We start from the raw sequence: 23,050 nt of genomic DNA on the forward strand, positions 1-23,050 counted from the left end.
GCCAGTCAGATGGGAGTGAGGCAACCTTCCTGCAATTGCAGGACACGATCCATCTGGCGAGCCAGGTTCATGTCGTGCGTCACCACCAGGAACGCCGTGCGCATCGAAGTGCTCAGCTCCAGCATCAGATCCTGAATGCCTTCGGCGGTGTGCAGGTCGAGGTTGCCGGTCGGCTCATCGAGCATCACCAGCCCCGGGTTGTTGACCAGGGCACGGGCGATGGCCACGCGCTGACGCTCGCCGCCGGACAGTTCCGCCGGTTTGTGTTCCAGACGATGACCCAGCCCGACACGCTCCAGCAATGCCGTGGCACGCTGACGCGCCTCCGGGATCGCCGTCTTGCCGATCAGCAGCGGCATGCAGACGTTTTCCAGCGCGGTGAATTCCGGCAGCAGGTGGTGAAACTGGTAAACGAAACCAAGCGCGCGATTGCGCAGCAGGCCCCGCTTCTTCTCGCTCAACGCAGACAGTTCTTCACCGTCGAGCCAGACGCTGCCCTTGCTTGGCGTATCGAGACCGCCGAGCAGGTTGAGCAAGGTACTTTTGCCGGAACCGGATTTACCCACGATCGCCACACGCTCGCCTGGGTGCAACTCCAGTTGCAGGCCGGCCAGCACTTGTACCGACTCCGGACCCTCCTCGTAGGATTTGCCCAGATTACGGCAGCTCAGAATTGCTTGTTCACTCATGCCCGACTCACTCATAACGTAACGCCTCCGCCGGCTGGGTGCGCGCGGCACGCCAGGCGGGATACAGGGTGGCGAGGAAACTCAGGACCAACGCAGCGGCGCAGACCATGACGACGTCCTGGCTCTGTACCTGCGAAGGAAGATAATCAATGAAATACACGTCAGCATTAAGAAACTTGTGGCCGATCAGCCCTTCAAGCGCCGAAATGGCCGCACTGACATTCAGTGCCGCGAGGATCCCGACCACCGCGCCGATGGCCGTGCCGACCACGCCGATTACCGTGCCCTGAACCATGAACGTGCGCATGATCGTGCCCGGTGTCGCGCCGAGGGTGCGCAGAATGGCGATGTCGCCCTTCTTGTCGTTCACCACCATCACCAGCGTGGAAATGATGTTGAACGCGGCGACGGCGACGATCAGCAGCAACAGCAGCCCGATCATGGCTTTTTCCATGCGGATCGCTTGATACAGGTTGCCGTGGGTACGCGTCCAGTCGCGGGCGTAGTAACGATCTTCGCCGAGCTGCTGGGCAATGTTCCACGCCTCGCGCGGCGCCTGGAACAGGTCGTCGAACTTCAACCGCAGGCCCTGCACCTGATCGGCTTTCCAGCGGTGCATTTTCGCCAGATCCTGCAGATTGGTCACGCCGAGGTAGCCGTCGAGCTCACCGGCGCCGACATGGAAAATGCCGACCACGGTGAAGCGCTTCATGCGCGGGAACATGCCGGCCGGGGTCACGCTGACCTCCGGTGCGACGAAAGTAACCTTGTCGCCAATGCCGACGCCAAGCTTGGTCGCCGCCTTGTCGCCGATGACGATGCCGAAGCTGCCCGGTGTCAGGTCGTCGAGTTTGCCCTGCTTCATGAAGTTGTCGATGATCGACACATTGCGCTCGAGCGCAGGATCAATGGCATTGAGCAGCACCTTGGAAACCTGACCGTTGTTGGTCAGCAGGCCCTGCATCTGGGTGAACGGCGCCACCGCCGTCACCTGCCGGTTCTGCTTGACCTTGTCGGCCAGGCTCTGCCAGTCATTGATCGGCTCGCCGGTCTCGAGAGTAGCGTGGGGCACCATGCCCAGCACGCGGGTGCGCATCTCATGGTCGAAGCCGTTCATCACCGACAGCACAACGATCATCACGACCACGCCAAGGGCGAGCCCGATCATCGAAGTCAGGGAAATGAATGACACAAAATGATTGCGACGCTTTGCACGGGTATAACGCGTGCCGATAAATACGAAGAGAGGTCTGAACATGTCGGGGCTTGTTCGGAGGGAAAAGGAACGTCCTTGTGGCGGGGGTCGAAAACCAGCTTTACACTCAGACCACCGCCGCTACCATGGGTTCGCCATGTCGACATTAGATGAAGAAGATCGCCGCGAATACTACCGTATCGAGGACACGATCGCACTGGAAATTCGGCCCCTGTCCGCTCCCGAAGCCGCAGGCCAGGAAGTGTTGCAGGATGCTTCCCCACTCTTCAACCTGCTCAGCGAACTGCACCTGAGCGAATTCGAGTCGCAGCACCTGTTGCGGCAGATCAGCGAGCGCGACCGCGCCATCGCGGCGTTCCTCAAATCGCAGAACAAACGCATCGACCTGCTCAGCCAGGTGATCGCCCTGACCGTGCTCGGCCACATCGGCGAGCCGCAGCCGGTGATCATCTCCGAGGGCGGGATCGACTTTCAGTACCCGACCCCGATTGCCACCGGCGCGCACCTGTCGGTGAAACTGGTACTGATGCCGCAGGCGCTTGGCCTGCTGCTGCGTGCCCGGGTCACCCATTGCGATCCCAAGGGGGATGGGTATGACGTCGGCACCGAGTTCGAGCGTCCGACCGATGCCCAGCGCCAATTGCTCGCGCGCTACATCTTGCAAAAGCAGGCTCAGGAACGCCGTCTGGCCCGCGAACAGAACGAATCTGGCATTTAACTTAAGGAAGCACCGTGACCCTCATCTACGGCCACCGCGGCGCCAAGGGCGAAGCACCGGAAAACACCCTGAGCAGCTTTCAGGAATGCCTCAAGCACGGCGTGCGCCGCTGCGAACTGGATCTGCACCTGTCCAAGGACGGCGAGCTGATGGTCATCCATGACCCGACCCTCAAGCGCACCACCGACCGTCGCGGCAAAGTCGTCGAGCACACCGCTGCCGAGCTGGTCACCTACGACGCGCGCAAGGGCGGCCCGGGCTGGATCAAGCCGTGCCCGATTCCAACGCTGGAAGAATTGTTCGAGCAATGTGATTTCGAGCACTGGCAGCTGGAAGTCAAAAGCGCTTCACGCACCCGCGCGGCGACTACCGTGCTGGCGATTCGGGAAATGGCTCAGCGCCACGGCCTGCTCGACAAGGTGACGATCACCTCGAGTTCGCGGGAAGTCTTGAAGGCAGCGCTGGATCTGGTACCGGACGTATCCCGTGGCCTGGTGGCCGAATACGCCTGGCTCGATCCGTTGAAAGTCGCGGCGAGCTACGGTTGCGAAATTCTCGCTTTGAACTGGACGCTGTGTACGCCGGAACGCCTGCAGAAGGCGCAGCGTCAGGGCCTGCATGTGTCGGTGTGGACCGTCAACGAGCCTGCACTGATGCGCAGACTCGCCGACTTCGGCGTTGACAGCCTGATTACAGACTTTCCCGGTTTGGCCACTGCCACCCTTGAGAATTGCTGAAATCGGTCTCCCCGGCCGGCTCAGGCCACCGGCCGGAGCCCGTCAAAAAAGCCGGTTGAGGCCGTCGTACGCCGCTACCCGATAGGCTTCGGCCATGGTCGGGTAGTTGAACGTGGTGTTGACGAAATACTTCAGCGTATTCAGCTCGCCCGGCTGGTTCATGATCGCCTGACCGATGTGCACGATCTCCGACGCCTGATAACCGAAGCAGTGCACGCCGAGCACTTCCAGCGTTTCGCGGTGGAAGAGGATCTTCAGCATGCCCTGCGGCTCACCGGCAATCTGCGCCCGAGCCATGCTCTTGAAGAAGGCCTTGCCGACTTCGTACGGCACTTTCGCCTGGGTCAATTCCTGCTCGTTCTTGCCGATCGAGCTGATCTCCGGAATGGTGTAGATGCCGGTCGGCACGTCATTGACGAAGCGCCAGCTGCCATTGTCGACGATGCTGCCAGCGGCCGAACGACCCTGGTCGTGGGCGGCACTGGCCAGGCTTGGCCAGCCGATCACGTCACCGGCGCCGTAGATGTTCTCTATGCAGGTGCGGTAGTTCTGGTCGACTTCGATCTGGCCACGGCTGTTGACCTTGACCCCGATGTTTTCCAGACCCAGCGTGTCGGTGTTGCCGGTACGGCCGTTGCACCAGAGCAAGGCGTCGGCCTTGATCTTCTTGCCGGATTTCAGGTGCAGGATCACGCCGTTGTCCACGCCTTCGACGCGGTCGTACTCTTCGTTATGACGCACGGTGATGTTGTTGTTGCTGAAGTGGTAGCTCAACGCCTGGGAAATTTCCGAGTCGAGGAAGCTCAGCAACTGGCCACGGTTGTCGACCAGCTCGACCAGCACACCCAGACCACTGAAGATCGATGCGTATTCGCAACCGATCACACCAGCGCCGTAAACGATCAGTTTGCGCGGGGTGTGGCCGAGGCTGAGGATGGTGTCGCTATCGTAGATACGCGGGTGGTGGAAATCGATGTCCGCCGGGCGATACGGACGCGAACCGGTGGCGATGATGATGTGCTTGGCCACCAGTTTTTCCACCACGCCGTTGCCGCAAACCACTTCGATGGTTTGCTCGTCGGCGAAGCTGCCGGTACCGAAGAACACGTCGACGCGGTTACGGGCGTAGTAGCCGGTGCGCGATGCGACTTGTTTGGAAATGACTTTTTCGGCGCTTTTCAACACGTCCGGGAAGGAGAACCAGCGTGGCTCGCCGATCGCGCGGAACATCGGGTTGGTGTTGAACTGCATGATCTGCCGCACCGAGTGACGCAGTGCCTTGGACGGGATGGTGCCGAGGTGGGTGCAGTTGCCGCCGACCTGGCGACGGCTGTCGACCATCGCCACCTTGCGCCCCGCTTTGGCGGCGTTCATTGCCGCGCCTTCTCCCGCCGGGCCGGAACCCAGTACCACCACGTCGTAGTTGTAGACAGCCATGCGTACTCCTCAGAACAGGCCGCGGTGCCAGCAGCACCGGCGGCTAAATCACGCCGAACGGCGGCGCGAAGGAACAATTGGGGGCCAGTGAAGAACCCGGACACAGTCTATAGAAGCGTCAACGCCGCGCACATTAACCCTTGGTCGCGTCGTAGGCTACTTTTGCCTGCACTACAACGCCAGCTTTCGTCTTGTCTTCGGTCAGTTTTTTTCACCGACAAGCTGCGTAAATGCCTGACTGCTGCGGGTGACAAAACCTGTATCGGCACGCAGGACAAAGAATGCAGCAATGTCATGCTTTTGGGCATAGTCCCGCGCCCTTTCCGGCCCGAGAATCAGCAACAGCGTCGATAGTCCATCGGCCATCAACGCTGAAGGATGAATCACCGTGACTGACGCCAGATCATGTAGGACCGGTCGCCCGCTGCGTGCATCGAAGGTGTGGGAATAACGCCGACCGTCCTGCAGAAAATAATGGCGGTAGTCACCGGAGGTGGACACGCCGTAGCCATCGACATCGATAATCCGCTCGGCCACTTGCTGGTCATCGCGAGGCTCTTCGAGAGCGATGCGCCACGCTGAACCATCCGGCTTCTTGCCCCGGGCTTTGAGTTCGCCCGTGGCTTCGACCAGGTAATTTTCGATGCCCATGCCCTGCAATCTGGCGGCGATGGTATCCACGGCGTAACCGGCGGCAATACTGTTGAAGTCGACTTCGACGGCGGCGTCCTTGCACAACCGCTCGCCATCGATGCGCAGGTGCTGATGGCCAACCCGCTGCATGACCTCGGCCACAGCGGCCGCATCAGGGATCTTTTCTTCCCGTCCTTGCGGGCCGAATCCCCAGAGGTCCAGCAGCGGTTCCACGGTCAGGTCGTAGGAGCCTTCGCTTTGCGTTGAAAGCTGTTCGCCGATGCGGACCAATTCGAGCACCGCTGCCGGCATGGCTTGGCAGCTATCGGCGGGCAACGCGTTGAAACGCTGGATGGCGGAGTCACTTCGGTAAGTCGACAGCTGTTGATCGACTTCACCGAGGATGGCCTGCACTTCGCCGCGCACCCGCGCAGGATCGGCGCCCCCGGCGTGGCGCACGTACTTGACCGACCAGGTGCTGCCCATGGTCGAACCGCCAACCTGTTCCAGGGAATCGCCGCTGCCGCAGCCGCCGATTGCCACCGCCAACACCACAGGCCCCCACCAGCGTCCAGTTAACAATTCTTCATCTCCCCGCAAAACCACGGCGGCCATTATGAACTACAAGCGCCCGCTCGCTTCCCCATGGCTGCAACGCCTTTATACAAAATTGAACAGTGAGTACCTCCCATGTCCTCCACCACGGGCAAAGGCAAAGCGATCTTTCGCGTTGTCAGCGGCAACTTCCTCGAAATGTTCGACTTCATGGTCTACGGCTTCTATGCCACGGCCATCGCCAAAACCTTCTTCCCCACCGACAGCACCTTCGCTTCGCTGATGCTGTCGCTGGCGACCTTCGGCGCCGGCTTCCTGATGCGCCCGCTCGGGGCGATTTTCCTCGGCGCCTATATCGACCGTCACGGACGGCGCAAAGGGCTGATCATCACTTTGGCGATGATGGCCGCCGGTACGGTGCTGATTGCCTGCGTGCCCGGTTACGCGACGCTCGGCGTCGCCGCACCGCTACTGGTGTTGTTCGGCCGCCTGCTGCAAGGCTTCTCGGCGGGCGTGGAATTGGGCGGCGTGTCGGTGTATCTGGCGGAAATTTCTACGCCGGGGCGTAAAGGCTTTTTCGTCAGTTGGCAGTCCGCCAGCCAACAGGCAGCCGTGGTGTTCGCTGGCTTGCTCGGCGTTGCTCTGAATCACTGGCTGAGTCCGGAGCAAATGGGCGAATGGGGCTGGCGCGTGCCGTTTCTGATTGGCTGCATGATCGTGCCGGTGATTTTCTTCATCCGTCGCTCGCTGGAAGAAACTCCGGAATTCCAGGCGCGCACCCACCGCCCTACCCTCGGCGAAATCGTCCGCTCGATCGGCCAGAACTTCGGCATCGTCATTGCCGGCATGGCGCTGGTGGTGATGACCACGGTGTCGTTCTACCTGATCACTGCGTACACGCCGACGTTCGGCAAGGCCGAGCTGCATCTGTCGGACCTCGACGCCTTGCTGGTGACGGTGTGCATCGGCTTGTCGAACTTCTTCTGGCTACCGGTGATGGGCGCGGTATCCGACAGGATCGGCCGTAAACCCTTGCTGTTGGCAGCGACGATTCTGGCGACCCTCACGGCGTATCCGGCGCTGTCGTGGCTGGTGGCGAACCCCAGCTTCAGCCATTTGCTGATTGTCGAACTGTGGCTGTCGTTCCTTTATGGCTCGTACAACGGCGCGATGGTGGTGGCGCTGACCGAGATCATGCCGGTGGAAGTGCGCACGACCGGTTTCTCGCTGGCGTACAGCCTGGCGACGGCGACGTTCGGCGGCTTTACCCCGGCGGCGTGTACCTACCTGATTCATGTGCTGGACAACAAGGCAGCACCGGGGATCTGGCTCAGTGGCGCGGCGGTGTTGGGGTTGATTGCGACGTTGGTATTGTTCCGTGGCAACAGGCATGAGTTGCGCACGGCGCAGGCTGCTGTGGTTGGCGGCGCCAGCTAGATCGCACCCGCCAGCGCGATCGTTCCCACGCTCTGCGTGGGAATGCTTCAAGGGACGCTCCGCGTTCCAATGGGACGCAGAGCGTCCCGGGCTGCATTCCCACGCAGAGCGTGGGAACGATCGCTCCACAAACAGAAACGCCCCGACAAAATGCCGGGGCGTTTTCATTCAAGCCTGAGGCTTAGCGCGGGAACGCTGGCGGATTCACATCAGCCATGTCTTCCATCACGCGAACCACCTGGCAGCTGTAGCCGAACTCGTTGTCGTACCAGACGTACAGAACGACGCGGTTGTCCTGCACGATGGTCGCTTCAGCATCGACCACACCAGCGTGACGCGAGCCGACGAAGTCGGTCGACACCACTTCCTGCGAATTGACGAAGTCGATCTGCTTGTGCAGCTCGGAGTGCAGCGCCATGTAGCGCAGGTACTCGTTCATCTCTTCACGGGTGGCGGCTTTCTCAAGGTTGAGGTTGAGAATAGCCATCGACACGTTTGGCGTCGGAACGCGGATTGCGTTACCGGTCAGCTTGCCGGCCAGCTCAGGCAGAGCCTTGGCAGCAGCGGTAGCGGCACCGGTCTCGGTGATTACCATGTTCAGCGCGGCGCTACGACCACGGCGATCGCCCTTGTGGAAGTTGTCGATCAGGTTCTGGTCGTTGGTGTACGAGTGAACGGTTTCGACGTGACCGTTGATGATGCCGAACTTGTCGTTGACCGCTTTGAGCACCGGCACGATGGCGTTGGTGGTGCAGGACGCAGCCGAGACGATCTTGTCGTCAGCGGTGATTTCACCGTGGTTGATGCCGTGAACGATGTTCTTCAGCTTGCCCTTGCCAGGCGCGGTCAGAACAACGCGGTCGATACCCGGGCAGGCCAGGTGCTGACCCAGGCCATCGGCGTCACGCCATACACCGGTGTTGTCCACCAGCAGCGCGTCTTTGATGCCGTACTGGGTGTAATCCACCTCGGTCGGGTTCTTCGCGTAGATCACCTGGATCAGGTTACCGTTGGCGGTGATGGTGTTGTTTTCTTCGTCGATGGTAATGGTGCCGTTGAACGAACCGTGTACCGAATCGCGACGCAGCAGGCTGGCGCGTTTGGTCAGGTCGTTCTCGGCGCCTTTGCGCACGACGATGGCGCGCAGACGCAGGCCGTCGCCACCACCGGTTTTCTCGATCAGGATGCGCGCCAGCAGACGGCCGATACGACCGAAGCCGTAAAGAACAACGTCGGTGCCTTTGCGGGCCGAGGCGTTCTGCTGGCCAACCACGTCAGCCATCTCTTCACGCACGAACTGCTCGGCGCTGCGGCCGTTGCCTTCGTTACGGAACTTGAACGCCAGCTTGCCCAGATCCACCGACGCCGCGCCGAGCTTGAGCTCGCTCATGGCCTTGAGCAGTGGGAATGTTTCGTGGACGGAGAGTTCGCTGTCGTCCGAAGAACGGTGGCGAGCAAAGCGGTGAGCTTTGAGAATCGCGATGACAGACTGGTTGATCAGGCTGCGGCCATAGATCGAGCTAACCACGTTGTTATTGCGGTAGAGCTGACCGATAAGCGGGATCATCGCTTCTGCGAGTGCTTCACGGTCGATCCATTCACCAAGACACTGGTCGGGCTTCTGAGTCACGGTAACCTTCCACATGTAGGGGCAGAAAAAAGGGGCTACATTATGCCGCCGACAAGCCCTTTCAGCAATGCGCGCTTGTCGCGCAATCGGTAACAAATTCCCGTTCAAAAAATTTACGCCCTTCTCCAGCCCAATAAAACCGGGGCTTTCAGCGCAGTCAATTTTTCGACGACTGTTAGACGATGTCTGTAACCCTCCGTAACACCACCCGGTTTCGGCACTACATAACCATGAAAAAAGTGCTCGTTTTTATGGTTACCACTACATTTCGTCCAAACCATGAAGATAGACGCAGTCTGCAACTGACAGGCGGCACCGGAGGCCGCTACAATTACCGACTTTGTCGCAACGCCTGGAGCTCAACCTTCCGTGCCTGTTCTGCGTCTACCGCTACTCCCTGCCGAAGCAGGTAAACAGCACTGGGGCAATCTGCCCGGTGCCGCCCTCAGCCTGGCGATTGCCGAGGCTGCCAGCGCTGCCAAGCGCTTTACCCTGCTGCTGACCGCCGACAGCCAAAGCGCCGAACGGCTGGAACAGGAGCTGAGTTTCTTCGCCCCGGATTTGCCCGTACTGCATTTCCCCGACTGGGAAACCCTGCCCTACGACCTGTTCTCGCCGCACCAGGACATCATCTCCCAGCGCATCGCCAGCCTGTATCGCCTGCCGGAACTGGCCCACGGCGTGCTGGTGGTTCCGATCACCACCGCTTTGCATCGCTTGGCGCCGACCAAATTCCTCCTCGGCAGCAGCCTGGTGCTGGACATCGGCCAGAAGCTCGACGTCGAACAGATGCGCGCGCGGCTCGAAGCCAGCGGCTATCGCTATGTCGACACGGTGTACGAGCACGGCGAGTTCACCGTACGCGGCGCGCTGATCGACCTGTTCCCCATGGGCAGCAAACTGCCGTATCGCATCGACCTGTTCGATGACGAAATCGAAACCCTGCGCACCTTCGATCCGGAAACCCAGCGCTCGATCGACAAGGTCGAGTCGGTCAAGCTGCTGCCGGCCCGCGAATTCCCGTTGCAGAAAGACGCAGTCACCCGCTTCAAGGCGCGCTTTCGCGAGCGCTTCGACGTCGACTTCCGTCGCTGCCCGATCTTTCAGGATTTGAGCAGCGGTATCACCCCGGCCGGTATCGAGTACTACCTGCCGCTGTTCTTCGACGAAACTTCGACGCTGTTCGATTACCTGCCCCAGGACACACAAGTGTTCTCGCTGCCGGGCATCGAGCAGGCGGCGGAAAACTTCTGGAACGACGTGCGCAATCGTTATGAAGAACGCCGCGTCGATCCATCGCGTCCTTTATTGCCACCGGCCGAACTGTTCCTGCCGGTGGAAGACTGCTTCGCGCGCCTGAAGAACTGGCCACGCGTCGTTGCCAGTCAACAGGACGTAGAAAGTGGCGTCGGCCGCGAGCGCTTCCCGGCGCACGCGCTGCCGGATCTGGCCATCGAAGCCAAGGCCACGCAACCACTGGCGGCGCTGGCCGGCTTCCTCGAAGAATTCCCCGGTCGCGTGCTGTTCACCGCTGAATCGGCGGGTCGTCGCGAAGTCCTGCTGGAACTGCTGGAACGCCTGAAGCTGCGGCCGAAAACCGTCGACAGCTGGCCGGACTTCGTCGCCAGCAAGGATCGTCTGGCGATCACCATCGCCCCGCTCGACGAAGGTTTGCTGCTCGACGACCCGGCGCTGGCGCTGGTGGCGGAAAGTCCGCTGTTCGGCCAACGGGTCATGCAACGTCGTCGCCGCGAGAAGCGCAGCGACGTCAGCAACGATGCGGTGATCAAGAACCTCACCGAACTGCGCGAAGGCGCGCCGGTGGTGCATATCGACCACGGTGTCGGGCGCTATCTGGGCCTGACGATTCTGGAAATCGACAATCAGGCCGCCGAATTCCTCACCCTCGAATACGCCGAGAACGCCAAGCTCTACGTGCCGGTGGCCAACCTGCACCTGATCGCGCGCTACACCGGCAGCGACGATTCGCTCGCGCCGCTGCACCGCCTCGGCTCGGAAACCTGGCAGAAAGCCAAGCGCAAAGCCGCCGAGCAGGTGCGTGACGTCGCCGCCGAATTGCTCGACATCTACGCCCGTCGCGCCGCTCGTGAAGGTTACGCCTTCGCCGATCCTAAGGCCGATTACGCCACCTTCAGCGCCGGTTTCCCGTTCGAGGAAACCCCCGACCAGCAAGCGACCATCGAGGCCGTGCGCGAAGACATGCTCGCGCCGAAACCGATGGATCGCCTAGTCTGCGGCGACGTCGGCTTCGGCAAGACCGAAGTGGCCATGCGCGCCGCGTTCATTGCCGTGCACGGCGGGCGTCAGGTGGCGATTCTGGTGCCGACCACCCTGCTCGCCCAGCAGCACTACAACAGCTTCCGCGACCGCTTCGCCGACTGGCCGGTGACCGTGGAAGTGATGAGCCGCTTCAAATCGGCTAAGGAAGTCAACGCGGCGATCGCCGATCTGGCGGAAGGCAAGATCGACATCGTCATCGGCACGCACAAACTGCTGTCCGATGATGTGAAGATCAAAAACCTCGGGCTGGTGATCATCGACGAAGAACACCGCTTTGGCGTACGCCAGAAAGAACAGCTCAAGGCCCTGCGCAGCGAGGTCGACATCCTCACCCTGACTGCGACGCCGATTCCGCGCACGCTGAACATGGCGGTGTCGGGCATGCGCGACCTGTCGATCATCGCCACGCCACCAGCGCGTCGCCTGTCGGTGCGCACCTTCGTCATGGAGCAGAACAAGAGCACGGTCAAAGAGGCCCTGCTGCGTGAACTGCTGCGTGGCGGTCAGGTTTACTACCTGCACAACGATGTGAAGACCATCGAAAAATGCGCCGCCGACCTCGCCGAACTGGTGCCGGAAGCGCGCATCGGTATCGGCCACGGGCAGATGCGCGAACGTGAACTCGAACAGGTGATGAGCGACTTCTACCACAAGCGCTTCAACGTGCTGATCGCCTCGACCATCATCGAGACCGGCATCGACGTGCCGAGCGCCAACACCATCATCATCGAACGCGCCGACAAGTTCGGTCTGGCCCAGCTGCACCAGTTGCGCGGTCGTGTCGGCCGCAGTCACCACCAGGCTTACGCCTACCTGCTGACGCCGCCGCGCCAGCAGATCACTTCCGACGCGGAAAAGCGTCTGGAAGCGATCGCCAATACCCAGGACCTCGGTGCCGGTTTCGTGCTGGCCACCAACGACCTGGAAATCCGTGGCGCCGGCGAACTGCTCGGCGATGGCCAGAGCGGGCAAATTCAGGCCGTCGGTTTCACCCTGTACATGGAAATGCTCGAGCGCGCGGTGAAGTCGATCCGCAAGGGCGAGCAGCCGAACCTCGATCAACCGCTGGGCGGCGGCCCGGAAGTCAATCTGCGGGTGCCGGCGCTGATTCCGGAAGATTACCTGCCGGATGTACATGCGCGGTTGATTCTGTATAAACGCATCGCCTCGGCCACCGACGAGGAAGGCCTCAAGGATCTGCAGGTGGAGATGATCGACCGCTTCGGCCTGTTGCCGGAGCCGACCAAGAACCTGGTGCGGATCACCGCGTTGAAATTGCAGGCGGAAAAGCTCGGCATCAAGAAAGTCGACGGTGGGCCGCAAGGCGGACGTATCGAGTTCGAAGCGCAGACGCCGGTTGACCCGATGACCCTGATCAAGCTGATCCAGACGCAGCCCAAGCGCTACAAATTCGAAGGCGCGACGATGTTTAAATTCCAGGTGCCGATGGAGCGCCCGGAAGAACGTTTCAATACTGTCGAGGCGCTGTTTGAGCGTCTCATCCCGAAATCCGCTTGAAGGACGCCCGATGCGCCTGTTCCGCTCTCTGACTTTGTTGCTTGCACTTGCAGCACCGACGGCGTTTGCCGATGACACGTATCAGGTCGAAATGATCCTGGTGCGCCAGAATGCCGTCCCGGCCATCGTCAGCCGCGCCGCCCCGGAAGACTGGGCCGCAGGCGCCCAGCGTCTGGGCAGCGACAGCCAGCGCACCCCAGCGCTGAATGATGTAGTGAACAAACTCACCGCCAGCGGCGAGTACACCGTGCTGATGCACAAAGCCTGGCAGCAGAGCCTCGGCGAAGCGCCGGCAAAAGTCGCAGTGAGCGAAGGACAGGAACAGTTCGGCCAGTTCCCGATCGAGGGCACGCTGGAAATGAAACTCGGCCGCTTCACCGACGTGACCGCCGATTTCTGGGTCAATCAGATCGACGCCAATGGCTTGGTCACCGCCAGTGAGCGCCTGCGTCAGGACAGCCACACCAAGAACGGCCAGCTCAATTACCTCGACAACGGTCATCTGGCCCTGCTGATCAAGATCACTTCCCTGACCGCGCCAGCGCCTCGCGAAGCGCCTGAAGTCGTGCCGGACTGATCGAAGTCCTTATGCCGCCGCCCCTGAGCAAACCGCTGGCCCCGTCGTGGGTCAGCCGATTCAAAGAACAGAGTCTGGAGCGCGGCCGCCGCTACGCTTTGGAGAATCGGGTGCGCATCGCCCAGGTCGGCGATGCGACCATCACCGCCAGTTGCGAAGGCTCCGGCGGCAGTGTCTACCGGCAAACCATCCATCTGCGCGAGTCAGCCAAAGCGACGCTGTTGCTGGTCGACGCCACCTGCACCTGCCCGGTGCGCAGCAATTGCAAACATTGCGCGGCGGTGCTGCTGAAAATCCAGGAAACCCTCGACTACCCCGCCGCCGCGAAAGATGCCGAGCTGCTGGAGAAGCTCCAGGCCGTGCTGGAAAACCGCAGCCCGAAAGCGCCACCGCAAGTGCTGGTGGACAACGTGCAGCCGGTGCCGCGCCTGTGGCTGGCGAGCGTCGAGTTCAGCGCCTTCGAGCCGCGCAACGGCAAGATGCAGCGCTACATTCAGCATCGTGCGGCGCTGTCGTTCAGCTATCTGGACGAATACGTCAGCGGGCAAAAACACAGCGATATCCTGATCCGTCAGGAAGCCCAGACCCTGCGGATAAAACGTCATCCGGACGTCGAACAGTCTTACCGCGAACAGTTGCGCATCCTCGGTTTCCGCATCGCCACCCGGCAGAGCAAAGCGCTGCCGGAAAGCGCCGGCGAACTCTACGAGATGGTCAACGACAGCGCCTGGCTGACCTTCACGCTCAATGACTTGCCGAAGTTGCGCAGCCAGGGCTGGGAGTTGCAGATCGATGAGGAATTCGGTTTCGACCTGACCGCCGTCGACGACTGGTACGCCACCGTCGAACAGGCGCCGGAGCGCGACTGGTTTGATCTGGAGCTGGGCATCATTGTCAACGGCGAACGCCTGAGCCTGCTGCCGATCCTGCTGAATCTGATGCGCTCGCACACCGAGATCCTCAACCCGGAACGCCTCGCCCGGCGTCGCGATGACGAGCTGATTCTGGTGAACATTCCGCAACGCAGCAGCGAGCATGGGCCGTTGCAAGTGGCGCTGCCCCTCGGTCGCTTGAAGCCGGTATTGATGACCTTGGGCGAGTTCTATTTGCAGGAGCCGGGCGAAACCACCCTGCGTCTGAGCAAGGCTGACGCCACCCGGCTCAATTCGCTGGAAGGCCTGCCGCTGTTGTGGGAAGGCGGCGAGCAGATGCGCACCTTCGCCCAGCGCCTGCGCGACATCCGCGATTTCAGCGCCCAAGCGCCGCAAGGCTTGAACGCGACGCTGCGCCCGTATCAGCTTGAAGGCTTGAGCTGGATGCAATCGCTGCGGCAACTGGAGGTCGGCGGGATTCTTGCGGATGACATGGGCCTGGGCAAAACCCTACAGACCCTGGCGCATATTCTCAGCGAGAAGAACGCCGGACGCCTCGATCGTCCGTGCATGGTGGTGATGCCGACCAGCCTGATTCCGAACTGGCTCGATGAGGCGGCGCACTTCACCCCGCAACTGAAAGTCCTCGCACTGTACGGCGCGACGCGAAAAAAGCACTTCGACAATCTGGCCGACTTCGACCTGATCCTCACCACTTACGCCCTGTTGCCCAAGGACCTTGAGCGTTTGGCCAAACAGCCGTTGCACGTGCTGGTGCTGGACGAAGCGCAATACATCAAGAACCCCAACAGCAAAGCCGCCCAGGCCGCCCGCGAGCTGAACGCGCGCCAGCGCCTGTGCCTCAGCGGCACGCCGCTGGAAAACCACTTGGGCGAGCTGTGGTCGCTGTTCCACTTCCTGCTGCCGGGCTGGCTTGGCGACGTGAAAAGTTTCAATGCCGATTACCGCGTGCCGATCGAAAAGCGCGGCAGTGAAGTCAGACTGCAACACCTCAACGGTCGGATAAAACCGTTTCTGCTGCGCCGCACCAAAGAGCAGGTTGCCACGGAGCTGCCGCCGAAAACCGAAATCATCCATTGGGTCGAACTCAACGAAGCGCAGCGCGACGTGTACGAGACCATGCGCCTGGCGATGGACAAGAAGGTCCGTGACGAGATCACTCGCAAAGGCGTGGCACGCAGCCAGATCATCATTCTCGAAGCATTGCTCAAGCTGCGCCAGGTCTGCTGCGATCTGCGCCTGGTCAACGACGCCACCCTGCCCGCACGCGGCAGCACCTCGGGCAAACTCGACAGCCTGATGGAAATGCTTGAGGAGTTGTTCGAGGAAGGCCGGCGGATTCTGCTGTTCTCGCAATTCACTTCGATGCTGACATTGATCGAAGAGGAATTGAAAAAACGCAAGATCGCTTACGCCCTTCTCACTGGCCAGACCCGTGACCGGCGCACACCGGTGAAGGAATTCCAGAGCGGCACGAGGCAGATCTTTCTGATCAGCCTGAAGGCCGGTGGCGTCGGCTTGAACCTGACCGAAGCCGACACGGTGATTCACTACGACCCGTGGTGGAACCCGGCAACCGAGAATCAGGCGACTGACCGCGCGTATCGAATCGGCCAAGAGAAACCGGTGTTCGTCTACAAGATGATTGCCCGGGGCACAGTGGAAGAGAAGATTCAGCACCTGCAGAAGGAAAAGTCTGACCTGGCAGCGGGCGTGCTCGATGGGCGCAAGGCCGGGGACTGGAAGTTGCAGAGCGATGATATTGAAGCGCTGTTTGCGCCGTTGCCGGACAAGATCGACAAGCGTTGAAAGCGGCGTTGCTGGTTAGATAGCTTTTCGCGAGCAGGCTCGCTCCCACACGATCCAGATTCACTGAAGATCAAATGTGGGAGCGAGCCTGCTCGCGAATGGCCACACCGCGATTTAAACCCTTCAACCTCGGGAAACCGGCAACGGCGCAAACAACGCCTCGATATCACTCTGTTCCAGTTTGAATCCGCCCGTCGTGCCACCCTCAAGCACCGCCCCGGCCAGCGCCGCTTTCTCCTGCTGCAACGCCTGGATCTTTTCTTCGACGGTGCCTTTGGCAATCAACTTGTAGACGAACACCGGATTGTTCTGCCCGATGCGATACGCCCGATCAGTCGCCTGATTCTCCACTGCTGGGTTCCACCACGGATCGAAGTGAATCACCGTGTCCGCCGCCGTCAGGTTCAGACCAGTGCCCCCGGCCTTGAGGCTGATCAGGAACAACGGCACCTTGCCGCCCTGGAAATCCCTCACCGGCGTGCGCCGATCGGTGGTGTCGCCGGTCAGCAATGAGTAGGCAAGCCCGCGTTGCTGCAACTCCTGCTCGATCAGCGCCAGCATCGAGGTGAATTGGGAAAACAGCAGAATGCGCCGACCTTCGCCGAGCAATTCTTCGAGCATCTCCATCAGGCTGATCAGCTTGCCGCTGCCCGAGCGCAACGCTTTCGCCGTCAGCGGCATATTGACCAGGCGTAGATCGCAGCAGACCTGGCGCAGCTTGAGCAGCGCATCGAGGATGATGATCTGACTGCGCGCCACGCCGCTGCGGGCGATTTCGTCGCGGACCTTTTTGTCCATCGCCACACGCACCGTCTCATAGACGTCGCGCTGACCATCGCTGAGTTCGACCCAGTGGATGATCTCGGTTTTCGGTGGCAACTCGGTGGCGACCTGATCCTTCTTGCGTCGCAGCAAAAACGGCTTGATGCGCGCGGTCAGGTGCTGCATGCGCTGCACATTGCCGTGTTTCTCGATCGGCGTGCGGTAATCGCGGTTGAAGGATTTGCTGTCGCCGAGCCAGCCGGGCATGAGGAAATGGAACTGCGACCACAGCTCACCGAGGTGGTTTTCCAGCGGCGTACCGCTCAGACACAAGCGCTGACGGGCCTGTAAGTCACGGGCGGCCTGGGCGGCTTTGCTCAGCGGGTTCTTGATGTTCTGCGCTTCGTCGAGAATCAGCACGCTCCACAACTGCGGCTGCAAGATTTCCAGGTCCCTGGGCAGCAATGCATAAGTGGTCAGCACCAAGTCGTATTCGCCCAGAGTGGCAAAGTCCTTTTGCCGCCCGCTGCCGTGCAGCGCCAGTACTTTCAACTGCGGCGTGAAGCGCTCGGCCTCGTCGAGCCAGTTGGGAATCAGGCTGGTCGGCATCACCGCCAGTGCCGGACAGTCCAGACGCCCGGCGTGTTTCTCCGTGAGCAGATGCGCCAGGGTCTGCAGGGTTTTACCCAGGCCCATGTCATCGCCCAGAATGCCGCCGACCTCCAGCTCGCGCAGGGTCTGCATCCAGTTCAGGCCTTCGAGTTGATACGGGCGCAGCTGCGCGTTGAGGCCGGCCGGCGCAGCAACCTGGGCGTGGCTGGAATTCTGCAGACGCTTGGCAAAAGTGCGCAGACGTTCGCCGCCCTGCCAGTCCAGCGGCACGCCATCGAGCATACTCAGGCGCGCGGCGTCTGGAGCGGTCAAACGCAGCGCATCGCCTTGGTGTCCGCCCAGGTACAGCTCGCCGAGCGTCGCCATCAGCGGTTTGACCCGACTCAGCGGCAACGCGACTTTGGCGCCCGCCGGTTCGCCAAAACCGCTGGGCTTGAGCTCGATCAGGATTTTTTCATCATCGCTGCGCTGCGCCAGATTGACCGGGTCGAGCAAGCGCGGCTGGGTCCGCAACAGGTGCAGAAGGATCGGCAGCAAGCTGTAACGTTCGCCGTTGACGACGATACCCAACTGCAGATCAAACCACTGATGCGTGGCCTCTTCTTCGACCTCGGCGTACCACTGTTCAACCGGTTGTACATCGAAATGGAAACCGGGACTGATCTCGATTTTCCAGTCTGCGGCGCGCAGTGTGGCCAGCCCTTCGTGCATGAACCCGAGCCAGGCGGAATCATCCGGCAAGGTAAACATCTCGCCAGGACGATCCATTGCACTCTTGCGCGTGGCTTTCTTGAAGCCATGTTTTTGCAGGTTCTGGCGCAGCTTCTTTTCCAGCGCCGGTTGACGCTGAATGCGCTGGGTTTCGCTGCCGTTGAGGATCATCACTTCCGGGTTGCGATCCACCGCCGGATGACCGTTGTAGGTAAACAGCAGAGCGGCGCGGTGCTCCAGCACATATTCCCAGCGCGAGCGTTCTCGGCCGCTGACCAGGGTCAGTTGCGGCTGCGGCAGCACGTCATCGAGGATCCGTTCGGTGAGTTTGTGCGGTGGCGCAATTTGGGTCGCCGCGCTCATGCGATGGCTGAACTGCATGGCCTGACGCGCCGGAATATCTGGCGCCTGGGTCAAATGACAGGCGAGTTTTTCTTCCAGCTCAGTGAACAGCGGGCCAACCTGGCGCTGCTCGCGATCAAGATAATAAAGCGGCTCCAGCGCCAGCACGGTTTCCTGCGCGGCTTCGGCACTGCTCCATTGCGCGCGGAATCCGCCATCGGCCTGCTCAGCCCAAGAGAACTGACCGACGCGTTTCACCCCCGGTGTCAGCGCTCGCAGGTCTTCGAAGTCGAGGAACAGCCGCGAAGTACGCAGGAGCATTTCCAGCAGTTCGGCGCCACTGCTGCCTTCCAGCGGATAGCCGCTGTAATAGGCGTGATGGGAATGCATGGCGACCAACAGCCGGGCGATGCGCAGATCCAGCTCGGACAGGTAGCCGGGCTGGCGCATGAGCATTTCCGCGAGCGAGTACATCGGTTTGACCTCGCGTAATTCGCCGCTCTTGAGCTGGTAAACCTTGAAAATATCCAGCAGCCACTTGCCGTTCGCAGACGTCGGTTTGAGCTTGTAAAACAGACGCGTACCTGCGGTTTGCGCACTTTCTTCAGCGGGCTTGGCCGGCACGGGAATTGTCGAAAGCCAATGCTCCAGCGCTCGTCCCAACGGGGTCTGCGCGTCACTTCCAGACGCATCCTCGCCAGTGCCCAGCAGGTGATAGAGCACCGCTGCGCTGTGCTTGCAGTCGATTGCAACAGGACAGCTGCACAGGCAACGCAGGTTTACCGACCCCAGCCGATCTTCGGACAGATAAATGCTTTGCTCATACGCCTGAAGTTGCGAGCCGACGCAGAACGCCTCTATCTTCCTGTCATCGATCTCGAGGATCTCGACCCGGTCATCGGCAGCATAAGCCCGGGCCTTGGCCAACGCCTTGCTACTGAATGCGTGGGTCCATGTCAGCCCTTTGAGCCGCTCGATGAAAATGCTCATGGACAGTCCTTAGCTGGTCAGCACCCGGGCCAACGTTGATTTCACCTTGCCCATGCCGTCGTGCAGGGCCTGCTCGATTTCGGCCATGGTGATGACTTCGGTGGTTTTGCCGGCTGCAGGATTCACCACCAGCGCCAGACAGGCGTAATCCAGATCCAGCTCACGCGCCAGCGCTGCTTCCGGCATGCCGGTCATGCCGACGATGTCGCAGCCGTCACGCTCCAGTCGCACGATCTCGGCGACCGTTTCCAGACGCGGTCCCTGGGTGCAGGCGTACACGCCTTGATCGCTGTATTCGCAGCCTTCGGCGGCGACCGCGGCAATCAGTTGCTGACGCAACGGCTCGCTGTAGGGAAAGCTGAAATCGATGTGGGTGACGTGCTCCAGATCATCGGCGAAATAGGTGTGCTCGCGCCCACTGGTGTAGTCGACGATCTGGTGCGGCACGCAGAAATGCCCGGTGCCCATGGCCGGATGGATCCCGCCAACGGCATTTACGGCGATGATCGCTTCGGCACCCGCCTGCTTCAGCGCCCAGAGGTTGGCGCGGTAGTTGACCTTGTGCGGCGGGAAACGATGCGGGTGACCGTGTCGGGCGAGGAACAGCACTTCCTTGCCGGCGTATTCACCAATCTGCACCTCGGCCGAAGGCGCGCCGTACGGGGTGTCGACTGCCAGCGACTGGCGAATGCTCAGGCCTTCGAGCTGAGTCAGGCCAGTGCCACCGATGATTGCGTAAACGGTCATAACGAAAAATCCTTACTCGATCAGTTGAGCGTCTTTGAGCGCGCCGAGGGCGGTGAGCCAACGCGGGTCCTGACGATAATCGGTGCTGGCGAAGGCCTGCCCGCGCATCTTCGCGATGCGCGCGGAAGGCTTGACCTTCATACGCTGGGCGGCACTCAACGCCAGCTCGGCTGCCGCGCGGTCGTTGCACACCAGACCCATGTCGCAACCGGCACTCAGCGCGGCTTCGATGCGGCTGGCAGCGTCGCCGACCACGTGGGCGCCGGCCATCGACAGATCATCGCTGAAGATCACGCCATCGAACTGCAACTCGCCGCGCAGGATCTCCTGCAGCCAGCGTCGGGAGAAACCGGCGGGCTGCGAGTCGACTTGCGGATAGATGACGTGGGCCGGCATGACGGCGGCCAGCTGCTTGCTCAAACGGGCGAAGGGCACCAGATCATTGGCGCGGATTTCGTCGAGACTGCGCTCGTCGTTCGGAATCGCCACATGGGAGTCGGCTTCGGCCCAGCCGTGTCCCGGGAAATGCTTGCCGGTGGCGGCCATGCCCGCGCTGTTCATGCCGCGAATGAATGCACCGGCGAGCAAGGCTGCGCGCTCGGGATCGCCTTCGAAAGAACGGGTGCCGACCACAGCGCTGCGCTGATAGTCCAGATCCAGCACCGGGGCGAAACTCAGGTCGAGTCCGACCGCCAGCACTTCAGTGGCCATAATCCAGCCGCATTGCTCGGCGAGGTACTCTGCATTCGGGTTATCGGCGATGGCGCGCATCGCTGGCAGACGGACGAAACCCTGACGCAAGCGCTGCACGCGCCCGCCTTCCTGATCCACTGCCAGCAGCAGATCCGGGCGAATCGCGCGGATCGCGGCGCTGAGCTCGCGCACCTGGCGTGGATGCTCAATGTTACGGGCGAAAATGATCAGGCCGCCCACTTCGGGCTGACGCAACAATTGGCGATCTTCGGCCGTCAGCCAGGTACCGGCGACGTCCACCATCAACGAGCCTTGCAGGCCAGCAGTCATAGAGATTCCTTGAAAACGAAAAACCCGATCTGCTTGCATTCGCTACCGTGGGCAACGCCCGGACGGTTAGCAGAATTCATGCAGATCGGGTTCAGTACGAGAGTCGGCATGGCCGGCTAGCTTAGCGGATACCAGCTGCCGCGCCCACCCGTGCGCGGTCAAACCTTGGCGGCGACCGACATGGATTTGCTGCGCGGACGCAATTGTGCGCTGGCCATGGCTGTATCGGTGACGCCGGTTTCGGCGCGCATGCCGGCAGCGAGGAACGGCACCATCAGGCGCATCACTTGTTCGATGGAGGTATTGACGCCGAAATCGGTCTCGGCGATCGCGCGCAAGGCCTTGATCCCGGACATGCTGAACGCAGCGGCGCCAAGCATGAAGTGCACGCGCCAGAACAGTTCGATCGGCGGAATGCGTGGCGCCGCTTCATTGACCAGCAGCATGTAGCGGCGGAACACTTTGCCGTACATGTCTTCCAGATAACGCCGCAAGTGGCCCTGGCTTTGACTGAACGCGAGGCCGAGCAAGCGCATGAAGATCGACAGGTCATTACCGCTGCGAGGCTGCACGACGAGCGCCTGCTCGACGAGAATTTCCAGCAACTCCTCTAGGGTCGGCTTGTTCTCAGGCTTGGCCTGACGGCGCTCCAGCTCTTTATCAAGGCTGACGCAGAACGGACCGAGGAAGCGCGAGAACACGGCCTGGATCAGCGCCTTTTTCGAGCCGAAGTGATAATTCACCGCAGCCAGATTGACGCCAGCCTTGCTGGTGATCAAACGCAATGAGGTTTCAGCGAATCCTTTCTCCGCGAACAACTGCTCGGCAGCATCAAGAATGCGTTCAACGGTTTCCGACTGGGCCATGGCTACTCCGCCTGACAAACACTTGTTTGAAACATACGTTTCAGCCTGTGCCTTGTCAAGCCTGCCGGTTCGTTTTGGGAATGGTCGGTCAGCTATTTAACCACACAAGGCGCCAGCATTAATAAGTGCTCTGCGCGACCGCTCGGCGGGCGGCAAAAAAACGCCCATTGCCAAGACCGCTTCACTGTATATAATCCCAGTCACTGTATAAAAAGACAGAGCGATCAATATGCTAAAGCTGACGCCACGCCAAGCCGAGATTCTGGCCTTTATCAAACGTTGCCTCGAAGACAACGGCTATCCGCCCACCCGTGCGGAAATCGCTCAGGAACTGGGTTTCAAATCGCCAAATGCGGCGGAGGAACATCTCAAGGCCCTGGCCCGCAAGGGCGCGATCGAGATGACCCCAGGTGCTTCCCGCGGCATCCGTATTCCCGGATTCGAAGCCAAGGCCGATGACTCCACCCTGCCGATCATTGGCCGAGTGGCTGCCGGCGCGCCGATCCTCGCCCAGCAGCACATCGAAGAATCCTGCAACATCAACCCGACCTTCTTCCATCCTCGCGCCGACTACCTGTTGCGTGTGCACGGCATGAGCATGAAGGACATCGGCATCTTCGACGGCGACTTGCTGGCAGTTCACACTACTCGCGAAGCGCGTAATGGTCAGGTTGTGGTTGCCCGTATCGGCGACGAAGTGACGGTCAAACGCTTCAAGCGTGAAGGCAGCAAAGTCTGGCTGATCGCTGAAAACCCCGAGTTTGCCCCTATCGAAGTCGACCTGAAAGATCAGGAACTGGTGATCGAAGGCTTGAGTGTCGGCGTCATTCGCCGCTAAAGGAGGCTC

16 protein-coding genes are annotated in these 23,050 nt (G+C 61.0%); 7 read left to right on the top strand and 9 right to left on the bottom strand.

The window, feature by feature from the left end; translation table 11 throughout:
- Positions 1-5 precede the first annotated feature (5 nt).
- Together lolD and HU724_RS19410 are read right to left on the bottom strand one after the other, a co-directional pair.
- Positions 6-704: a lipoprotein-releasing ABC transporter ATP-binding protein LolD gene (gene lolD, locus HU724_RS19405; RefSeq protein ID WP_024013628.1), complete on the bottom strand. Its 699-nt coding sequence runs from the start codon at positions 702-704 to the stop codon at positions 6-8.
- Positions 697-1,947, bottom strand: a complete 1,251-nt coding sequence (locus HU724_RS19410) for a lipoprotein-releasing ABC transporter permease subunit (protein ID WP_024013629.1) — start codon at positions 1,945-1,947, stop codon at positions 697-699. Before HU724_RS19410 ends, lolD begins: the two co-directional genes overlap by 8 nt.
- A gap of 94 nt (positions 1,948-2,041) precedes the next feature.
- On the opposite strand from HU724_RS19410, the gene HU724_RS19415 reads away from it, so the two are divergent.
- Together HU724_RS19415 and HU724_RS19420 are read left to right on the top strand one after the other, a co-directional pair.
- Positions 2,042-2,623, top strand: a complete 582-nt coding sequence (locus tag HU724_RS19415; RefSeq protein WP_016775478.1) for a PilZ domain-containing protein — start codon at positions 2,042-2,044, stop codon at positions 2,621-2,623.
- Positions 2,624-2,637: 14 nt separating this feature from the next.
- Positions 2,638-3,360, top strand: a complete 723-nt coding sequence (locus tag HU724_RS19420) for a glycerophosphodiester phosphodiesterase (protein ID WP_008087738.1) — start codon at positions 2,638-2,640, stop codon at positions 3,358-3,360.
- 42 nt (positions 3,361-3,402) lie between these two features.
- Here the strand turns inward: HU724_RS19420 and sthA are convergent, their stop codons facing one another.
- Positions 3,403-4,797 carry a Si-specific NAD(P)(+) transhydrogenase gene (sthA, locus tag HU724_RS19425; RefSeq protein ID WP_039760770.1) on the bottom strand — a complete coding sequence of 465 codons (1,395 nt, stop codon included), beginning with the start codon at positions 4,795-4,797 and terminating at the stop codon, positions 3,403-3,405.
- Between the two features lie 201 nt (positions 4,798-4,998).
- Complete coding sequence (locus HU724_RS19430) at positions 4,999-6,045, bottom strand: FAD:protein FMN transferase (RefSeq protein ID WP_186566110.1); 1,047 nt, start codon at positions 6,043-6,045, stop codon at positions 4,999-5,001.
- Positions 6,046-6,120: 75 nt separating this feature from the next.
- Here HU724_RS19430 and HU724_RS19435 point away from each other — a divergent pair, with 75 nt between their 5' ends.
- Positions 6,121-7,422: an MFS transporter gene (locus HU724_RS19435; protein WP_186566108.1), complete on the top strand. Its 1,302-nt coding sequence runs from the start codon at positions 6,121-6,123 to the stop codon at positions 7,420-7,422.
- Between the two features lie 181 nt (positions 7,423-7,603).
- Here the strand turns inward: HU724_RS19435 and HU724_RS19440 are convergent, their stop codons facing one another.
- The gene (locus HU724_RS19440; protein ID WP_016775482.1) at positions 7,604-9,067 is read right to left on the bottom strand and encodes a glyceraldehyde-3-phosphate dehydrogenase; all 1,464 of its coding nucleotides are present in this window, start codon (positions 9,065-9,067) and stop codon (positions 7,604-7,606) included.
- Positions 9,068-9,421: 354 nt separating this feature from the next.
- Between HU724_RS19440 and mfd the strand changes: the two genes are divergently transcribed.
- From mfd to HU724_RS19455, 3 genes are read left to right on the top strand one after another with little or no spacing between them, the layout of a single operon-like run.
- The gene (gene mfd / locus HU724_RS19445; protein ID WP_024013632.1) at positions 9,422-12,871 is read left to right on the top strand and encodes a transcription-repair coupling factor; all 3,450 of its coding nucleotides are present in this window, start codon (positions 9,422-9,424) and stop codon (positions 12,869-12,871) included.
- A 10-nt stretch (positions 12,872-12,881) separates the two neighbouring features.
- Positions 12,882-13,448: a CsiV family protein gene (locus tag HU724_RS19450; protein ID WP_056791507.1), complete on the top strand. Its 567-nt coding sequence runs from the start codon at positions 12,882-12,884 to the stop codon at positions 13,446-13,448.
- A gap of 11 nt (positions 13,449-13,459) precedes the next feature.
- Entirely contained in the window at positions 13,460-16,150 is a 2,691-nt protein-coding gene (locus HU724_RS19455) for a DEAD/DEAH box helicase (RefSeq protein WP_186566106.1), read from the top strand.
- Between the two features lie 123 nt (positions 16,151-16,273).
- On the opposite strand, the gene HU724_RS19460 is transcribed toward HU724_RS19455, so the two are convergent.
- The 4 genes from HU724_RS19460 to HU724_RS19475 all read right to left on the bottom strand — a co-directional run bounded on the left by HU724_RS19460 (position 16,274) and on the right by HU724_RS19475 (position 22,203).
- Positions 16,274-19,567: a DEAD/DEAH box helicase gene (locus HU724_RS19460; RefSeq protein WP_186566104.1), complete on the bottom strand. Its 3,294-nt coding sequence runs from the start codon at positions 19,565-19,567 to the stop codon at positions 16,274-16,276.
- Between the two features lie 9 nt (positions 19,568-19,576).
- Entirely contained in the window at positions 19,577-20,314 is a 738-nt protein-coding gene (locus tag HU724_RS19465) for an S-methyl-5'-thioinosine phosphorylase (RefSeq protein WP_186566102.1), read from the bottom strand.
- A gap of 12 nt (positions 20,315-20,326) precedes the next feature.
- Complete coding sequence (gene nagZ, locus HU724_RS19470; protein ID WP_186566695.1) at positions 20,327-21,325, bottom strand: beta-N-acetylhexosaminidase; 999 nt, start codon at positions 21,323-21,325, stop codon at positions 20,327-20,329.
- 170 nt (positions 21,326-21,495) lie between these two features.
- A complete protein-coding gene (locus tag HU724_RS19475) occupies positions 21,496-22,203 on the bottom strand; it encodes a TetR/AcrR family transcriptional regulator (RefSeq protein ID WP_133340502.1) in 708 nt (235 codons plus the stop codon).
- A gap of 229 nt (positions 22,204-22,432) precedes the next feature.
- On the opposite strand from HU724_RS19475, the gene lexA reads away from it, so the two are divergent.
- Positions 22,433-23,041 (top strand): transcriptional repressor LexA, encoded by a 609-nt coding sequence (lexA, locus tag HU724_RS19480; RefSeq protein ID WP_016775490.1) that lies wholly within the window; start codon positions 22,433-22,435, stop codon positions 23,039-23,041.
- Positions 23,042-23,050: the final 9 nt, after the last annotated feature.

Source organism: Pseudomonas iranensis (genome assembly GCF_014268585.2).
Classification (GTDB): Bacteria; Pseudomonadota; Gammaproteobacteria; order Pseudomonadales; family Pseudomonadaceae; genus Aquipseudomonas; species Aquipseudomonas iranensis.

What these genes read in the sequence shown, in the direction of transcription:
- HU724_RS19475 (WP_133340502.1), bottom strand. Translation starts at nt 22,203, where the DNA reads ATGGCCCAGTCGGAAACCGTTGAACGCATTCTTGATGCTGCCGAGCAG.
- HU724_RS19410 (WP_024013629.1), bottom strand. Translation starts at nt 1,947, where the DNA reads ATGTTCAGACCTCTCTTCGTATTTATCGGCACGCGTTATACCCGTGCA.
- HU724_RS19460 (WP_186566104.1), bottom strand. Translation starts at nt 19,567, where the DNA reads ATGAGCATTTTCATCGAGCGGCTCAAAGGGCTGACATGGACCCACGCA.
- HU724_RS19455 (WP_186566106.1), top strand. Translation starts at nt 13,460, where the DNA reads ATGCCGCCGCCCCTGAGCAAACCGCTGGCCCCGTCGTGGGTCAGCCGA.
- HU724_RS19440 (WP_016775482.1), bottom strand. Translation starts at nt 9,067, where the DNA reads ATGTGGAAGGTTACCGTGACTCAGAAGCCCGACCAGTGTCTTGGTGAA.
- HU724_RS19430 (WP_186566110.1), bottom strand. Translation starts at nt 6,045, where the DNA reads ATGGCCGCCGTGGTTTTGCGGGGAGATGAAGAATTGTTAACTGGACGC.
- sthA (WP_039760770.1), bottom strand. Translation starts at nt 4,797, where the DNA reads ATGGCTGTCTACAACTACGACGTGGTGGTACTGGGTTCCGGCCCGGCG.
- HU724_RS19465 (WP_186566102.1), bottom strand. Translation starts at nt 20,314, where the DNA reads ATGACCGTTTACGCAATCATCGGTGGCACTGGCCTGACTCAGCTCGAA.
- lolD (WP_024013628.1), bottom strand. Translation starts at nt 704, where the DNA reads ATGAGTGAGTCGGGCATGAGTGAACAAGCAATTCTGAGCTGCCGTAAT.
- HU724_RS19435 (WP_186566108.1), top strand. Translation starts at nt 6,121, where the DNA reads ATGTCCTCCACCACGGGCAAAGGCAAAGCGATCTTTCGCGTTGTCAGC.
- HU724_RS19415 (WP_016775478.1), top strand. Translation starts at nt 2,042, where the DNA reads ATGTCGACATTAGATGAAGAAGATCGCCGCGAATACTACCGTATCGAG.
- lexA (WP_016775490.1), top strand. Translation starts at nt 22,433, where the DNA reads ATGCTAAAGCTGACGCCACGCCAAGCCGAGATTCTGGCCTTTATCAAA.
- HU724_RS19450 (WP_056791507.1), top strand. Translation starts at nt 12,882, where the DNA reads ATGCGCCTGTTCCGCTCTCTGACTTTGTTGCTTGCACTTGCAGCACCG.